At 53.1% G+C, this 15,673-nt stretch carries 15 protein-coding genes; 12 read left to right on the forward strand and 3 right to left on the reverse strand.

The features are described from left to right. Nucleotides 1–12 precede the first annotated feature (12 nt). The 4 genes from rpmA to ACVL1J_RS09975 all read left to right on the forward strand — a co-directional run bounded on the left by rpmA (nucleotide 13) and on the right by ACVL1J_RS09975 (nucleotide 3,522). Complete coding sequence (gene rpmA / locus ACVL1J_RS09960) at nucleotides 13–273, forward strand: 50S ribosomal protein L27 (protein WP_008250442.1); 261 nt, start codon at nucleotides 13–15, stop codon at nucleotides 271–273. A gap of 132 nt (nucleotides 274–405) precedes the next feature. Further along, nucleotides 406–1,521 (forward strand): Obg family GTPase CgtA, encoded by a 1,116-nt coding sequence (gene cgtA, locus ACVL1J_RS09965; protein ID WP_159572512.1) that lies wholly within the window; start codon nucleotides 406–408, stop codon nucleotides 1,519–1,521. 5 nt (nucleotides 1,522–1,526) lie between these two features. After that, nucleotides 1,527–2,648: a glutamate 5-kinase gene (gene proB, locus ACVL1J_RS09970; protein WP_159572514.1), complete on the forward strand. Its 1,122-nt coding sequence runs from the start codon at nucleotides 1,527–1,529 to the stop codon at nucleotides 2,646–2,648. Nucleotides 2,649–2,667: 19 nt separating this feature from the next. Beyond that, complete coding sequence (locus ACVL1J_RS09975) at nucleotides 2,668–3,522, forward strand: alpha/beta fold hydrolase (RefSeq protein WP_341236554.1); 855 nt, start codon at nucleotides 2,668–2,670, stop codon at nucleotides 3,520–3,522. Nucleotides 3,523–3,561: 39 nt separating this feature from the next. On the opposite strand, the gene ACVL1J_RS09980 is transcribed toward ACVL1J_RS09975, so the two are convergent. Beyond that, nucleotides 3,562–4,122: an RNA pyrophosphohydrolase gene (locus tag ACVL1J_RS09980; protein ID WP_008250450.1), complete on the reverse strand. Its 561-nt coding sequence runs from the start codon at nucleotides 4,120–4,122 to the stop codon at nucleotides 3,562–3,564. A 140-nt stretch (nucleotides 4,123–4,262) separates the two neighbouring features. Between ACVL1J_RS09980 and ACVL1J_RS09985 the strand changes: the two genes are divergently transcribed. Continuing rightward, nucleotides 4,263–6,035 carry a proline--tRNA ligase gene (locus ACVL1J_RS09985; protein ID WP_159572522.1) on the forward strand — a complete coding sequence of 591 codons (1,773 nt, stop codon included), beginning with the start codon at nucleotides 4,263–4,265 and terminating at the stop codon, nucleotides 6,033–6,035. Further along, nucleotides 6,004–6,702, forward strand: coding sequence for a lytic transglycosylase domain-containing protein (locus ACVL1J_RS09990; RefSeq protein ID WP_236550911.1), 699 nt, complete (start codon nucleotides 6,004–6,006; stop codon nucleotides 6,700–6,702). The genes ACVL1J_RS09985 and ACVL1J_RS09990 overlap by 32 nt, the downstream gene beginning before the upstream one ends. Nucleotides 6,703–6,725: 23 nt before the next feature. Here ACVL1J_RS09990 and ffh read toward each other — a convergent pair whose 3' ends face one another. Next, nucleotides 6,726–8,123, reverse strand: a complete 1,398-nt coding sequence (gene ffh, locus ACVL1J_RS09995) for a signal recognition particle protein (RefSeq protein WP_159572526.1) — start codon at nucleotides 8,121–8,123, stop codon at nucleotides 6,726–6,728. A 47-nt stretch (nucleotides 8,124–8,170) separates the two neighbouring features. Here ffh and ACVL1J_RS10000 point away from each other — a divergent pair, with 47 nt between their 5' ends. From ACVL1J_RS10000 to ACVL1J_RS10025, 6 genes are all read left to right on the forward strand, one after another. Next, complete coding sequence (locus tag ACVL1J_RS10000) at nucleotides 8,171–9,010, forward strand: cytochrome C assembly family protein (RefSeq protein ID WP_341236553.1); 840 nt, start codon at nucleotides 8,171–8,173, stop codon at nucleotides 9,008–9,010. Continuing rightward, nucleotides 9,010–9,267, forward strand: coding sequence for a PP0621 family protein (locus ACVL1J_RS10005; RefSeq protein WP_138519428.1), 258 nt, complete (start codon nucleotides 9,010–9,012; stop codon nucleotides 9,265–9,267). The genes ACVL1J_RS10000 and ACVL1J_RS10005 overlap by 1 nt, the downstream gene beginning before the upstream one ends. Nucleotides 9,268–9,284: 17 nt before the next feature. Next, on the forward strand, nucleotides 9,285–9,848 hold the full coding sequence (ampD, locus tag ACVL1J_RS10010) for a 1,6-anhydro-N-acetylmuramyl-L-alanine amidase AmpD (protein ID WP_341236552.1): 564 nt from the start codon (nucleotides 9,285–9,287) through the stop codon (nucleotides 9,846–9,848). Between the two features lie 227 nt (nucleotides 9,849–10,075). After that, complete coding sequence (locus tag ACVL1J_RS10015) at nucleotides 10,076–13,000, forward strand: ribonucleoside-diphosphate reductase subunit alpha (RefSeq protein ID WP_341236551.1); 2,925 nt, start codon at nucleotides 10,076–10,078, stop codon at nucleotides 12,998–13,000. 118 nt (nucleotides 13,001–13,118) lie between these two features. Further along, nucleotides 13,119–14,318, forward strand: a complete 1,200-nt coding sequence (locus tag ACVL1J_RS10020; protein WP_159572534.1) for a ribonucleotide-diphosphate reductase subunit beta — start codon at nucleotides 13,119–13,121, stop codon at nucleotides 14,316–14,318. Between the two features lie 169 nt (nucleotides 14,319–14,487). Then, nucleotides 14,488–14,970, forward strand: coding sequence for an Hcp family type VI secretion system effector (locus tag ACVL1J_RS10025; RefSeq protein ID WP_159572603.1), 483 nt, complete (start codon nucleotides 14,488–14,490; stop codon nucleotides 14,968–14,970). Here ACVL1J_RS10025 and ACVL1J_RS10030 read toward each other — a convergent pair. Beyond that, nucleotides 14,951–15,565: a hypothetical protein gene (locus ACVL1J_RS10030; protein ID WP_491665330.1), complete on the reverse strand. Its 615-nt coding sequence runs from the start codon at nucleotides 15,563–15,565 to the stop codon at nucleotides 14,951–14,953. The two genes, ACVL1J_RS10025 and ACVL1J_RS10030, sit on opposite strands and share 20 nt — an antisense overlap. Nucleotides 15,566–15,673: the final 108 nt, after the last annotated feature.

Genomic DNA, 15,673 nt, shown 5'->3' on the forward strand with positions numbered 1-15,673 from the left:
GGAGAATGACTCATGGCAAGTAAGAAAGGCGGCGGCTCTACGCGCAACGGACGTGACTCAGAAGCCAAGCGACTGGGCGTGAAGGTGTTTGGCGGTCAGGCGATCAACGCCGGCGGCATTATCATTCGCCAACGCGGTACACGTTTTCATGCTGGCGACAACGTCGGCATGGGCAAAGATCACACATTGTTCGCCCTGACTGATGGTCAGGTGCAGTTCTCAGTGAAAGGCGCCTTGCGTCGCAAAACTGTGAGCGTGGTCAACGAAGGCTAATATCTTCGTTTGCACCGCACACCGTGCTTGGTCCAATAGCCCTGCATTGCAGGGCTATTTTCGTTTTGGGTCAAGTACATTCAAGTTTTAAGTAAACAAGCAAACTCAGCAGCACAATTTTCGGGACAAGGCATGAAATTCATCGACGAAGCAACAATTGAGGTGTTTGCAGGCAAGGGCGGCAATGGCTCGGGCAGCTTTCGTCGTGAAAAATTCATTCCCAAGGGCGGCCCTGATGGTGGTGACGGCGGCAAAGGCGGCAGCGTATTTGCCGAGGCTGATCGCAACCTCAACACCTTGATTGATTACCGTTTTTCCAAACAGCACCGCGCCAAAGGCGGTGAAAATGGTCGTGGGTCCGATTGCTATGGTGCGGCTGGCCTGGACGTTGTGTTGAAAATGCCTGTAGGTACCACGATTGTGAATGCTGAAACAGGCTTGGTTGTTGCTGATTTGACCGAGCACGGTCAGCAAGTGTTGATTGCCAAGGGCGGCGATGGCGGCCTGGGCAATATCCACTTCAAAAGCAGTGTGAACCGCGCACCGCGCCAGTTCACCAAAGGCAAAGACGGCGATTCAGCCCGCTACAAGCTCGAGTTGAAAGTGCTGGCCGATGTGGGCCTGCTGGGCATGCCCAATGCAGGCAAGTCGACCTTGATTGCTGCGGTATCGAATGCACGGCCAAAAATTGCAGATTATCCATTTACCACTTTGCACCCCAACCTGGGCGTGGTGCGCATTGGCCATGCGCAAAGCTTTGTAATTGCTGACGTGCCGGGTTTGATTGAAGGGGCAGCGGAAGGCGCAGGCCTGGGTCACCAGTTTTTGAAGCACCTAAGCCGCACGCGCGTGCTGTTGCACCTGGTGGATTTGGCCCCGTTCGACGAAAACGTAGACCCAGTGCATGAGGCTGCAGCCATTGTAGAAGAGTTGCGCAAGTACGATGAAGACCTGTGGGCCAAGCCCCGCTGGTTGGTGTTGAATAAAATCGACATGATTGCGGAAGAAGACCGCAAAGCGAAAATTGACGATTTTGTGAAGCGTTATCAGAAGAAAACGGGATGGCAAGGTCAGGTTCACCCCATTTCCAGCTTGACCGGCGAAAACACGGCCAACCTGATGCGCTCGGTTTACGAAAACCTGGTGCAGCAAATGCAGGTGGAATTTCCGCCCGAGCCCGATGCGCGTTTCCGCGAAAGCACAGGTACACTCATCAATCCCGAAAAAACTGGCGACGATCAGGAGTAACTTCCGTGGCAGGGAAATCTCTGGCAAATCAACGTGTAGTAGTCAAAGTGGGCAGCTCCCTTGTTACCAAGAATGGCGAGGGTGTGGACATGGAGTCCATTCGCGCCTGGGCAGCTCAAATTGCTGAGCTAACCAATCAAGGTTGTGAGGTGGTGTTGGTTTCATCTGGCGCAATTGCCGAGGGAATGAAACGCTTGAAGTGGGCCAAGCGCCCACGCGAAATTCACGAACTTCAAGCCGCTGCGGCGGTGGGGCAAATGGGTTTGGTGCACGCCTACGAGATTGGCTTTGCGGAACACGGTTTGGTGTGCGCGCAGGTGCTACTGACCCACGCCGATTTGGCCGACCGCGAACGTTACCTGAATGCGCGGTCCACGCTGTACTCTTTGTTGGGTCACAAGGTTGTACCTATCATTAATGAAAACGACACGGTGGTCACAGACGAAATCCGTTTTGGTGACAACGACACCTTGGGTGCACTGGTCACCAACCTGGTCGAAGCCGATACCCTGGTCATTTTGACTGACCAAGTGGGCTTGTACAGCGCCGACCCCCGCAAGAATCCGGATGCAAAGTTCATTGTTGAGGAAACTGCGGGCAATCCTGAACTTGAAAAAATGGCAGGTGGTGCCGGTAGCAACGTGGGCACAGGCGGCATGATTACCAAAATTCTGGCAGCCAAACGTGCAGCACGAAGCGGCGCAGCCACGGTGATTGCCAGCGGCCATGAACCCAATGTGCTGGTGCGCCTGATGAAAGGCGAGCCTGTGGGTACCTATCTGAAAGCGCCTTTGGGCCGCTTGGCCGCCCGCAAGCAGTGGATGGCCGACCATTTGAAATTGAAGGGCTCGCTGTTGCTGGATGCAGGCGCAGCCGAGGCCTTGCGCAAGAAAAAGGGTAGCCTGCTGCCAATTGGCGTAACGGGTTGCCAGGGCAATTTCCAGCGCGGCGATGTGGTGGCATGCTTAAGCCCTGAAGGCGAGGAAGTGGCACGTGGCCTGGTTAATTATTCTGCTGCCGAGGTTAAAAAAATTGCCAAGCAGCCCACCAGCGCGATAGAGTCCATCCTTGGTTATTTGGACGAACCCGAGCTGATTCACCGCGACAACATGGTGATATTGGCCTAACACGAATTGGAGTGCGCCTATGGAACTGTCGATGTGGAAAAGCAGCGGGCAGTTTTTTGACTGGAAAGGCCACTCTATCTTTGTGCAAGACACCGGCGCGGCCAACAAGCCAGTGCTGTTGTTGATTCATGGCTTTCCAACTGCCAGCTACGACTTCCATTTAATGTGGCCTGAACTGGCTGAATCACATCGCTTAATTGCCTTCGACATGCTGGGTTATGGGTATTCCGACAAACCCCGTACTTGGCAGCACTCCATTTTTAACCAGGCTGACATTGCCGAAGCCCTGCTAAAAAGCAAACGCATTTCCGCATGCACGATGATTACCCATGACGTGGGTGACACTGTGGGGCAAGAAATTCTGGCCCGCCATGCAGAAGGCCAGTTGGGCTTCAGGCTGGAGCGTGTGGTGATGTTCAATGGCGGGCTTTTTCCAGAAACTCACCGTGCCATTCTGGTTCAGAAGCTGTTGCTCAGCCCGATGGGTTTTGTGTTCACCCGGCTGATGAAAAAAGAAAAGCTGGCAGCCAGCTTGCGCAGCGTGTGTTCCGAGGGTTTGAGCGATGCTGACATTGACGCTGCCTGGACATTAATGGCCCACAAAAAAGGCAATTTGTGCATGCACCTGTTGATTCAGTACATGCGCGAGAGGCGCGAAAATCGTGACCGTTGGGTGCAGGCTTTGCAAAAGGCCGACATGCCTTTCACCTTGATCGATGGCGTTGAAGACCCAATTTCCGGCGAACACATGGTGCAGCGGTTTGAAGAATTGGTGCCTGGCAAACAAACCATTCGACTGGCTGGTTTGGGGCATTACCCTCATCTTGAAGACGCCACTGCCGTGTTGGCTGCGTTGAAACCACTATTGTGCTGAGCCCTTAAAAAAAACGCGAACCAGGTGGTTCGCGTTTTTTTATGTCGACTCAGGTTTTTCTTGGGTTTCCTCGGTTTTTACGGCAGGTTCCCAGTGATCGCCCCTAGGCAGTCGCCTTGGGTCATTTCTGGAAAACAGCAGCTTGGCCAACTCTCCCAATGCTTGTTTGTACACTTCCCGTTTGAAATCAATTACGTTTTCAAGTGGAACCCAATACTCGTTCCAACGCCAGGCATCAAATTCGGGGTGTTCTGTGGCCCGCAGGCTGACATCACAATCCCTTCCAACCAATTTCAACAAAAACCAGATTTGTTTCTGGCCTTTGTAGCTTCCGCGCCATTCCCGTCGAATCCAGTGATCGGGCACGGTGTACCGCAGCCAATTCCTGGTTCTTCCTATAATTTCAACATGTTCTGGCAACAAGCCAACTTCTTCGTGGAGTTCCCGGTACATGGCTTGTTCAGGCGATTCACCATGCTTAATTCCGCCCTGCGGAAATTGCCAGGAATGTTCACGAATTCGCTTACCCCAAAAGACTTGCTTTCGGGAATTGGTCAAAATAATGCCGACGTTGGGACGGTAGCCTTCTTTATCAAGCATACGCGCCCCGCAGATTTCTTTACAATTCACAGTCATTATAAGCACCAGCCTGCGTTTGTACACCTAGGGTATCCGCGCTGCGGGCGGATAAAAGTACAATCGCAGTTCTAACCAATTCATTACTCACGAGTTTTTTGCAAATGCGCGCCACCCAGTTTTTTTTGAATACCCTGAAAGAAGCCCCCGCTGATGCGGAAGTGATCAGCCACCAACTGATGATGCGGGCTGGCATGATCAAGCGTTTGGCGGGCGGCATTTACACCTACATGCCCGTGGGCTTGCGTTCTATCCGCAAGGTTGAAAACATTGTTCGGGAAGAAATGAACCGTGCCGGTGCCCTGGAGTTGTTAATGCCAGCAGTGCAGCCCGCCGAGTTGTGGCAGGAAAGTGGACGCTGGGAAAAGTACGGCCCTGAGCTGCTGCGCATGAAAGACCGCCACGACCGCGACTACGTGATCGGCCCCACGCACGAAGAAGTGATTACCGACGTGGTTCGCAAGGAAGTGAAAAGCTATCGCCAGCTGCCCTTGAACCTGTATCAAATCCAGACGAAATTCCGCGACGAAATCCGCCCCCGCTTCGGTGTGATGCGTGGTCGAGAATTCGTGATGAAAGACGCTTATTCATTCGATCGCAATCAGGAAGCTGCGCTTAAAACCTACGACGTGATGTACGACGCTTACCGCCGTATTTTTACTCGCTTGGGTCTGAATTTCCGGGCAGTGAATGCCGACACTGGTTCAATTGGTGGAAACCGCAGCCATGAATTCCACGTGATTGCAGACACCGGCGAAGACGCGATTGCGTACTGCCCGAGTTCAGACTATGCCGCCAACGTGGAGTTGGCCGAGGCCGTGTGTACGGCCCAGCGCCCAGCTGCAAGCAAGGCCATGGAGAAAGTGCACACACCGGGGAACTCTACATGCGAGGCTGTGGCCGCTCAACTTGGTTTGCCGCTGGCTGCCACGGTGAAAAGCGTGGTGTTTGCCAACGAGTGGGAAGACAAGGCACTTGATAAAAATGAAACCAAGCCGGTCAAAAAGGTACAAATTATATTGGCCTTGGTGCGCGGCGATCACGAAGTGAACGACATCAAGCTGGGCAAGCTGGCCGGTGTACAAGAATTGCGGCTGGCCACCGAGGCTGAAATTGTGGCTGTTTTTGGCACCAAGCCTGGTTACCTGGGCCCCGTGGGCCTGAGTGGCGATGTACGCGTGGTTGCCGACCGCAGCGTAGCCGCCATGGGTGATTTTGTGTGCGGCGCCAACGCAGCAGACTACCACTATGCAGGTGTGAACTGGGGCCGTGATTTGCTTGAGCCCGAAGTGGCCGATATTCGCAATGTGGTGGAAGGCGATGCCTCGCCCGACGGCAAGGGGGTGCTGGCTCTGTGCCGCGGTATTGAAGTGGGCCATGTATTTTATTTGGGCACCAAGTATTCCGAAGCTTTGCAGGCCAAATTTCTGGAAGAAAACGGCAAGCCTGCCGTGATTGAAATGGGCTGTTATGGCATCGGTGTCACCCGCATTCTGGGTGCGGCCATTGAGCAGAATTTCGACGATCGCGGTATTATTTGGCCAATCAGCATTGCCCCATTTGAAGTGGTGTTGTGCCCAATTGGTTACAGAAAGAGCGAAGAAGTAAAAGCCGAGGCCGACAAGCTGTATCAGCAATTGAAGGACGCGGGTGTGGATGTGATGCTGGACGATCGCGATGAGCGCCCCGGCGTGATGTTTGCAGATTGGGAGTTGATTGGTGTGCCGCTGCGGGTTACTTTGGGTGACCGTGGCTTGAAAGAAGGCAAAGTGGAGTTTCAATCGCGCGATGGCAAGGTTGAAAAACGCGATGTCGAAGTTGGGGAAATTTTTGAGCAGTTGCGCGTTGAGCTTGCCAACAGGCAAGTCAGTTTGTAATCCTTTGGCCCGGCTGGCGCATATTGCCCGCCGGGTATTCGTGTTGCTTGGGTTTGTATTGGCTTTGGTCGGGGTTTGGTCGCCTGTTTTGGCCAGCCAGCAATATGAACCCATGGCAGACCATGTGCGTCTGGCACTTCGCACGGCCTTAAGTGCTCCTGCTGCACCCCGTCCAATTTTTGAATCTGTAAGCCACCGCATTGACTGGATGGCAGAAATGTCGCGCCGCCTGGCGCGCAGAGTGCCTGATTTTGCTGAGCGCACAGAACTGATTAAAACGATTCGCTATGAAGCGCAGCGAGTTGGTATTGACCCCCAAATTATTTTCGCCTTGATTGAAGTGGAAAGTAACTTCCGTGCAGATGCGGTAAGTCACGCGGGGGCGATCGGCTTGATGCAGGTGATGCCCTTCTGGACCGATGTGTTGTCGCGGGGAGGTTCTCGGGAATTGTTTGAACCACGGGTGAATATCCGTTATGGCTGCCTTATCCTGCGCCATTACCTGGACATTGAAAAAGGCGACTTGGACAGGGCGCTGGGGCGCTACAACGGCAGCCTTGGGAAAATGACTTACCCGAATCTGGTGTACGACCGGCTGGACCGCAACTGGGGTTACAGCTATGTTGAACCGCCGAAGTCAGCACCGCGTATTGCGGGTGACTTTTGAGCTGAGCTTGAATCCGCAGTTGATCACATGCCGGGAAATCCACCGCCCGGCGGCATGCCGCCACCAGGAAAGCCGCCTTTGCCGCCGCCACCCATTTTCTTCATCAATTTGGCAAGCCCGCCTTTCTGCATGCTCTTCATCATGTCGCGCATTTGCTCAAACTGTTTTAGCAGGCGGTTCACTTCCTGAACTTGCACGCCCGCACCGGCGGCAATGCGACGCTTGCGGGAGGCTTTTAAAATGTCTGGTTTGGTGCGTTCCTGAATGGTCATGGAGAAAATAATGGCTTCGGTGCGCTTCATCTGTTTTTCTGCGGCGGTGGCGTCTACGTCGCCTGCGCCTTTCATCAACTGGCTGGGCAGCTTGTCCATCAGGCCTTGCAGGCCACCCATGTTGCGCATTTGGCTGATTTGCGCCAGAAAGTCGTTCAGGTCAAATGCCTTGCCGCTTTTTAGTTTCTTGGCGAGTTTTTCTGCTTCGTGCTGGTCAATGCCTTTTTTGGCTTCTTCCACCAGGGAAACAATGTCGCCCATGCCCAGAATTCGGCCCGCCACGCGGTCGGGGTGAAACTTCTCAAAGCCGGTCAGCTTCTCGCCCACGCCCATGAATTTGATGGGTTTGCCTGTAATTTGGCGAACCGACAAAGCTGCACCGCCGCGTGCGTCGCCGTCCATTTTGGTCAGCACCACACCGGTCAGGGGCAGGGTTTCATTGAAGGCCTTGGCGGTGTTGGCTGCGTCCTGGCCCAACATGGCGTCGATTACAAACAAGGTTTCCGTGGGGTTTACCGCCGCATGCAAGGCCTTGATTTCGTTCATCATGGCTTCATCAATGCCCAAGCGGCCTGCCGTGTCCAGGATCAGTACATCAAAGAACTGGCGTTTGGCGTGGTTTAGCGCGGCCAGCGCAATATCGACTGGTTTTTGAGTGATGTCGGAAGGAAAAAACTCGGCACCTGCCTGCGCGCTGACCGTTTTTAGCTGCTCAATCGCGGCGGGGCGGTACACGTCGGCCGACACCGTCAGCACTTTCTTTTTCAGGTTGTCTTTCAGGTACTTGGCCAGTTTGCCGGTGGTGGTGGTTTTACCCGCACCTTGCAAACCCGCCATCAAAATGACCACCGGTGGCTGGGCTGCCAGGTTGATCTCTTCGGTTTTCTCGCCGATCAGCTTGATTAGCTGTTTGTGAACAATACCCACCAGCGCCTGGCCGGGGGTCAGGCTGTTCAAGACCTCCTCGCCCAACGCCTGTTCCTTCACCTGATTGATGAATTCTTTGACCACGGGCAGGGCCACATCGGCCTCAAGCAGCGCAAGGCGAACTTCACGCAACATTTCCTGCGTGTTGGCCTCGGTAATGCGGGCCTCGCCTTTGATATTTTTGACAACGCGCGTTAGGCGATCGGAGAGGTTTTCAAACATCGTGTGGTGCCCCTGACTCGTGCTATGAATCGAGTAAACTGATTGGTATGAACAACACAATATTGTACGCGCTCGCAGTGCCCCTGCTGTCTGCCTCCGGTGGATTGGCGGCGCTGAACGTTTTCGGCAAATGGTCAGCACCTGCCGGGCTGAACCGTGCGTTGGTGGCCTTGGCGCTGTTGGTGTCGGGTTATTTGCTGGGCTCCCTGTTGTTTCAAGCCGATGGCATGCACTTCGGCTTTGTGCTGGGTTTGATGTGTGTGGCCTGGCTGGCCTCGCTGGTGGCCTTTGTTGAAAGTTTTTTCAACCGAGTGCCCTTACTTGAATTAATTGTGTTTCCGCTTTGTGCGGTGGTCTTTTTGCTGCCCTTGTGGATGGGTGAAGATGCCGCCATTCGCATGGCTGGAGACCATTTGTTTCAGCTGCACCTGCTCATTGCGCTTGCTGCCTATAGCTTGCTGGGCATTGCTGCCGCCCATGGGGTGGTGATGGCTTTTCAGGAAAAAGCCCTGCATCAGCCAGTTGCCAGTACTCAGGAAAACCGCATGGTGCGTGAGCGCCTTCTGGATCAGTTGCCTTCTTTGCTCACCATGGAGTCCATTTTGTTCCGGCAATTGTGGGCGGGCTTTGTTTTACTCTCGCTGACCTTGATTACCGGTTTTCTCTTTTCTGAGGAATGGAGCGGCAGCAGTTGGCGTTTTGATCACAAAACCCTGTTTGCCATCATTTCATGGTGCTCATTTGCCGTGTTACTGGGCGGGCGCGTGGTGTTTGGCTGGCGCGGCAAGGTCGCTTTGCGCTGGTGTTTGGGCAGTTATGCCGTGTTGGTACTTGCGTATTTCGGCACCCAGTTTGTACTCGAATTTATTTTGAAAAGGGCAGTTTGATGGGGCGTATTCTGTTTTTTCTGGGCTTGGCATTGGTGGCCTGGATTCTTTTCAAAAGCTGGCAGCGCAAACAATTGGGTGAAAAACCCAGTGTGAACACTCAACAAAAAGGCAATCTTGGCCGTAAAAAACAGGAAGAGATCATGCCTTGCCAACACTGCGGCGCATACAGCCCCATGTCGGAAGGCGTGATGATGCAGGGTCGTTTTTATTGCGGCATGGAGCATGCCAAAGCGGCTGGGGAAAAAGTTCACTGACACCGAAGGGGCATGCCATGTGGCTTGATGAGGGCTGGATAGAGGAAGACTGGGTTCACCGCCTGCAAAGTCCCAATCAGGATGCCCGGCCAATGGGTACAGTGATCGACACCTTGGTTGTTCACTGTATTAGCCTGCCCGAGCGTGGGCGCGACACCTCGTTAATTACCGACCTGTTTCTGAATCGGCTCGATTGCCATGCGCACCCCTCGTTCGGTGAGCTAATCGGCCTGCATGTTTCCTCGCATTTCCTGATTGATCGGGACGGGTCCATTACCCAATTTGTGTCGTGTGAGAAACGTGCATGGCATGCCGGAATTTCCTCGGCCATGTACCGCAGCAATTTCAATCATTTTTCAATTGGCATTGAATTGCTGGGTGACATTTACACCCCATTCGAGGGGGCGCAGTACGCCAGCTTGAAGCGCCTGGCTTTGGAGTTGCAAGCACGTTATCCACTGAAATATGCAATGGCGCACAGCGAGATAGCCCCTACCCGAAAAACCGATCCAGGACCCTTCTTCGACTGGAAAGGTCTACGCAAATCAAACACCTACGAACTTCAGATTAACGGCCTTTAAAAGGCCGTTTTTTTGTTGCACTGCAGTTATCCAGAGCTTGTCCACAAGTTGTTCACAGGGGATAACTCTGTGCACAAGTTGGGGATAAGAAAGTGTTTGCCAAATCGTGTTTCGACCACTACAATTAGTTCCAAGCCACATACAAAACACAAGATATAGTGGTTGCCGGTTTTACCTCCGCTACAAAAACAAACCCTCAAGAAAAGATTATTCCAGGAGAAAGATGCATGCTAACCAGCCAGGAATCCACTGATTTGGCGACAAACTTGCCGACGTCTACAGCCAAGCCTGCAAACGCAGCGCCGGTGGTCGACAGCGCGTATGCAAACTACAAAATTATTCGCCGAAATGGTGCCGTGGTTGGTTTCGAGCCCAGCAAAATTGCTGTGGCCATGACAAAAGCCTTTTTGGCTGTGAATGGTGGCCAAGGCGCAGCCTCTGCCCGCATTCGCGAGCTGGTTGAGCAGATGACCAGCGGCGTGGTAAACGCACTGGTGCGTCGCCAGCCTTCTGGTGGCATTTTCCACATTGAAGACATTCAGGATCAGGTTGAACTGGCCCTGATGCGTTCAGGCGAAGCCGAAGTGGCCCGCGCCTACGTGTTGTACCGCGAGCGCCGTACACAGGAACGTGCAGCCAAGCAAGTTGAACAAGCTGAGCAGCATGCGCTGAACGTGATCGATGGCGACATGAAGCGCCCACTCGATGTTGAAGCGCTGAAAGCGTTGATTGAAAGCGCTGCGGTTGGCCTGAATGAAATTGACGTTGCACACCTTCAGAAAGAAACCCTGAAGAATTTGTACGACGGCGTGAAAATCGACGAAGTGTTCAAGTCTGCGATTTTGGCCTCTCGCGCCATGATCGAGAACGAACCCAGCTACACATTGGTCACTTCCCGCCTGTTGCTGCACACGATTCGCCGCGAAATTATTGGCCGCGAAATTGCGCAAGACGAAATGGCGCAGGTGTACCCCGAGTACTTCCCGCAATTCATCAAGAAGGGCATTGCTGCCGGCTTGCTGGACAACCGCCTGGCCCAGTTCGACATGAAGAAACTGGGCGCAGCCCTGAAGTACGAACGCGACTTGCAGTTCGATTACCTTGGCCTGCAAACCCTGTACGACCGTTACTTCTTGCACGTGGAAGGTACCCGCATTGAAATGCCACAGGCGTTTTACATGCGCGTGGCCATGGGCTTGGCTCTGAACGAAGTAGATCGTGAAGCACGTGCCATCGAGTTTTATGAAGTGCTGTCGACATTCGACTTCATGAGTTCGACTCCAACTCTGTTTAACAGCGGCACCATTCGCTCGCAGTTGTCTTCCTGCTACCTCACCACTATTGGTGACGACCTGGATGACATCTATGAAGGCATCAAGGAAAACGCATTGCTTTCCAAGTTCGCTGGCGGCTTGGGCAACGACTGGACACCCGTGCGCGCCTTGGGCAGTCACATTAAGGGCACCAATGGCAAGTCACAAGGTGTGGTGCCATTCCTGAAAGTGGTGAACGACACCGCAGTGGCAGTGAACCAAGGTGGCAAGCGCAAGGGCGCTGTATGTGCCTACCTGGAAACCTGGCACCTGGACATTGAAGAATTCCTGGAACTGCGCAAGAACACGGGCGATGATCGCCGCCGCACACACGACATGAACACCGCGAACTGGATTCCCGACCTGTTCATGAAGCGCGTAATGGAAGGCGGTAACTGGACCTTGTTCAGCCCATCGGACGCACCTGATCTGCACGACCTGTACGGCAAAGCCTTCGAGAAAGCCTATGTGGGTTACGAAGAAAAAGCTGCACGTGGCGACTTGAAATTGTTCAAGACCGTGGAAGCGGCCAAGCTGTGGAGAAAAATTCTCTCCATGTTGTTTGAAACCGGCCACCCATGGATCACGTTCAAAGACCCTTGCAACATTCGTAGCCCCCAGCAACACGTGGGCGTGGTGCACTCGTCGAACCTGTGTACAGAAATTACACTGAACACCAACGAGAACGAAATTGCAGTGTGTAACTTGGGTTCGGTGAACCTGACCCGCCACCTGAAGCCTGCCGAAAACGGCGAGCTGGTGCTGGACCACGACAAGCTGCAGAAAACTGTGGGCGTTGCCATGCGCATGCTGGACAACGTGATCGACATCAACTACTACGCTGTGGCCAAGGCGCGTAATTCCAACCTGCGCCACCGCCCCGTGGGCATGGGCATGATGGGTTTCCAGGATGCGCTGCACATGATGCGCAAACCCTATGCTTCACGTGACGCAGTTGAATTTGCCGATGAAAGCATGGAAGCCATTTGCTACTACGCTTACGAAGCATCTACAGAACTGGCTGCCGAACGTGGTGCCTACAGCACCTTCAAGGGTTCGTTGTGGGACAAGGGCATCATGCCTTTGGATTCACTGAAGCTGCTGGAAGAAGAGCGTGGCGGTTACGTGGAAGTGGATACAAGCAGCCGCATGGATTGGGATGCACTGCGTGCTCGCATCAAACAGCACGGCATGCGCAACTCCAACTGCGTGGCCATTGCGCCCACTGCCACCATTTCGAACATTATTGGTGTGGCGGCTTCCATTGAGCCCACATTCCAGAACCTGTATGTGAAGTCGAATCTCTCAGGTGAATTCACCATCGTGAACGAACACCTGGTGCGCGATTTGAAGCGCCTGGGCATTTGGGACGAAGTGATGATTTCTGACCTGAAATATTTCGACGGCTCAGTGATGAAGATCGACCGCATTCCGGAAGACCTGAAGCGCCTGTATGCAACCGCTTTCGAGATGGACCCACGCTGGTTGGTTGAAGCCGCAGCCCGTCGCCAGAAGTGGATTGACCAAGGCCAAAGCTTGAACATTTACATGGCTGGCGTAAGCGGCAAGCGTTTGGACGACACGTACAAGTTGGCTTGGTTGCGCGGTTTGAAAACCACGTATTACCTACGCACCATTGGTGCCACGCACGCCGAGAAATCAACCTTGGCAGGCGGTGAGCTGAATTCAGTGAATGCCGAAGGTGGTGCATCTGCAGCGTTTACGTCGGCCCCAGCCACCGGTTTGGTGCCCAACCTGCCCGAGCAGGAAATTGAAGGCAAAGTGTGCACCATGCGCCCTGGCGATGCAGGTTTCGATGAATGCGAAGCGTGCCAATAAAAGGCCAATAATTTAGACCAGCGAGTTGGGCAGGTTACCAAGACTTGCCCAACACCATAAAAATGAACATAATGGCACTGTGACTTTATACAGTGTATTGGTTAAGGAGTTAGAAAATATGCTGTCTTGGGACGATGAATTTGATTCAGCCATGGGCAAAACAGCAGCAGCCAAGCCTGCTGTGTCTGTTGCGCCAGCCATGGGTTCTGTGGCTTCCGGTTTCGCAGCGCCAGCAAGCCAAGGCTTGTACCAGCAAGCTGCACGCCCGGTGCAACAACCCGCAGCTGAAGGTGCAAAAGCAGGCCGCGTGAACGCAGCCGACAAGCGCGTGATCAACGGCACAACCGATGTGAACCAGTTGGTGCCGTTCAAGTACAAGTGGGCTTGGGAAAAGTACCTGAGCCAGTGCGCCAACCATTGGATGCCGCAAGAAATCAATATGGACCGCGATATTGCGCTTTGGAAAGACCCCAATGGTTTGACCGAAGACGAGCGCCTTATTGTGAAGCGCAACCTGGGCTTTTTTGTAACAGCCGATTCACTGGCTGCCAACAACATTGTGCTGGGTACCTACCGCCACATTACAGCGCCCGAGTGCCGCCAGTTCTTGCTGCGCCAAGCGTTTGATGAAGCCATTCACACCCACGCTTACCAGTACATCGTTGAAAGCCTGGGTATTCCAGAAGCTGAAACCTTCAACGCTTACAACGAGATTTCCTGCATCAAGGCGAAAGACGATTTTCTGCTGCCTTTCATTGATGTGTTGACCGATCCTTCATTTAAAACCGGCACGCTGGAAGCAGACCAAACATTGCTGAAAAGCCTGATCGCTTTTGCATGCGTGATGGAAGGCATGTTCTTCTACGTGGGCTTTGTGCAAATTCTGGCGCTGGGTCGCCAGAACAAGATGATTGGTGCTGCTGAGCAGTTCCAGTACATTTTGCGCGACGAATCGGCACACTGCACATTCGGTATCGACTTGATCAACACCGTGAAGCTGGAAAACCCACACCTGTGGACTCCGGAATTCAAGGAAGAAATCAAGGCCATGTTCCGCAAGGCTGTTGAACTTGAACACGCCTACGCCGTAGACACCATGCCACGCGGCGTGTTGGGCCTGAATTCTGCCCAGTTTATGGAATACATGAAGTTTATTTGTAACCGTCGTTCCAACCAGATTGGCTTGGGCACCTTGTACGAAGGCGCAAACAACCCATTCCCATGGATGAGCGAAATGATGGACTTGAAGAAAGAAACCAACTTCTTCGAGCGCCGTGTGACTGAGTACCAAACCGGTGGTGCGTTGAGCTGGGATTAATTTTCTCGGTTATACATGCAGTGATCTAAAAGAAAGCAGCCTTCGGGCTGCTTTTTTTATTGGGCCTGTAATGCATCACCCTGTGTGGGTGACGGAAATGTAAATTTCTACCCTCTATGCCTGGTTGACTACACTTCTTGATTATTTAAATTCTTGAGAGTGGTACGCCATGTCAGCAGATCTGTTTTTGAAATTGGGCAATGTGAAAGGTGAGTCGGTTGACTTAAAGCATGCGGGCGAAATGGAGCTGTTAACAGCACGTTGGGGTATGCATGTGGCGGTGGCGGCAAACGGTGGCGTGTTGGCCCCGGCAGGCCGTGCTGAGGTGAAAGGATTGCGTGTAGAAAAGCGGGTTGACCGGGCTTCCCCAACGCTGCACGCGCAAACTTGTGTGGGTCAGCTTTACGACACCATGGTATTGACCAAAAGGAAGTCGGGCCTTGTGCCTTTGGAATATTTGCGCATTACTTTCAAAGATGTGATCGTGAGCGACATTGATATTTCGCTGGGTGCTGGCGACGATGGCGACCTTGAAGTGGTCACCTTTGCGTTCACGGAATACACGGAAGAATACAAACCGCAGAACGGCGATGGCACGGGTGGCGCTGCTGTCACCGCCGGGTTCAATTGCATTAAGTGCGTGAAGATTTAACTTCGTTCTGGAGGCGTTCATACGCCCCCACATGTTGATTGAACAAGCGCAGGTTCAGTTTGCGGATTGGGGCGGGGAGGTGATATTTCACGTAGTCGTGGCGCCATTTAAGGCGCTCATCGAAGTCATACACCCGGAGTGGCCCTTTGGCTTGGTGTTTTTCAATTTTAATCAGACAGAGAGCCTCTGCCAATGAAGCACCCAATAGTGAATAGATAATAATCGTGATTGCCATAGAGCACGTTCTGACAATAAGAGCCTTCTGTGTGTCGCTGTTTACGTCGCCAACATCCACGAGTGCCAGCAATAACAGTGTGCCACCGAGGGCGGAGAATGCGGTAAACAAGGGGGTTAGTCGTTTCATGCCTGGCGGCGAAAGAAAGGCGTGTTCGTCTAGGTCCAGATCCAGTGTTAGCCAAGATGCCTCAGTGGAGCTGCCACTTCCAACTCTGGGTATGTGATGATGGGCGTTACGGTATGCCCAAAAGAAACTGATCAACAAAATCATCACGGCAAAGATTGAATTGAAGAATGTTGGGATGTTTTGCGTCGCAGATAGCGAACTCGCTGTAGCAAACAGCAGATCGGGTTGCATGGTGAATGGTGCGTAACTGACAATTCCAATGAGTGACTCGACGATGTATACCCTCGGGGATAGGCTTGATCTGAACAGAAAGTGATAAGCCCATCCTGAGTAAAGAAT

The sequence above is a fragment of the Limnobacter sp. G6BE5S genome (assembly GCF_058448965.1).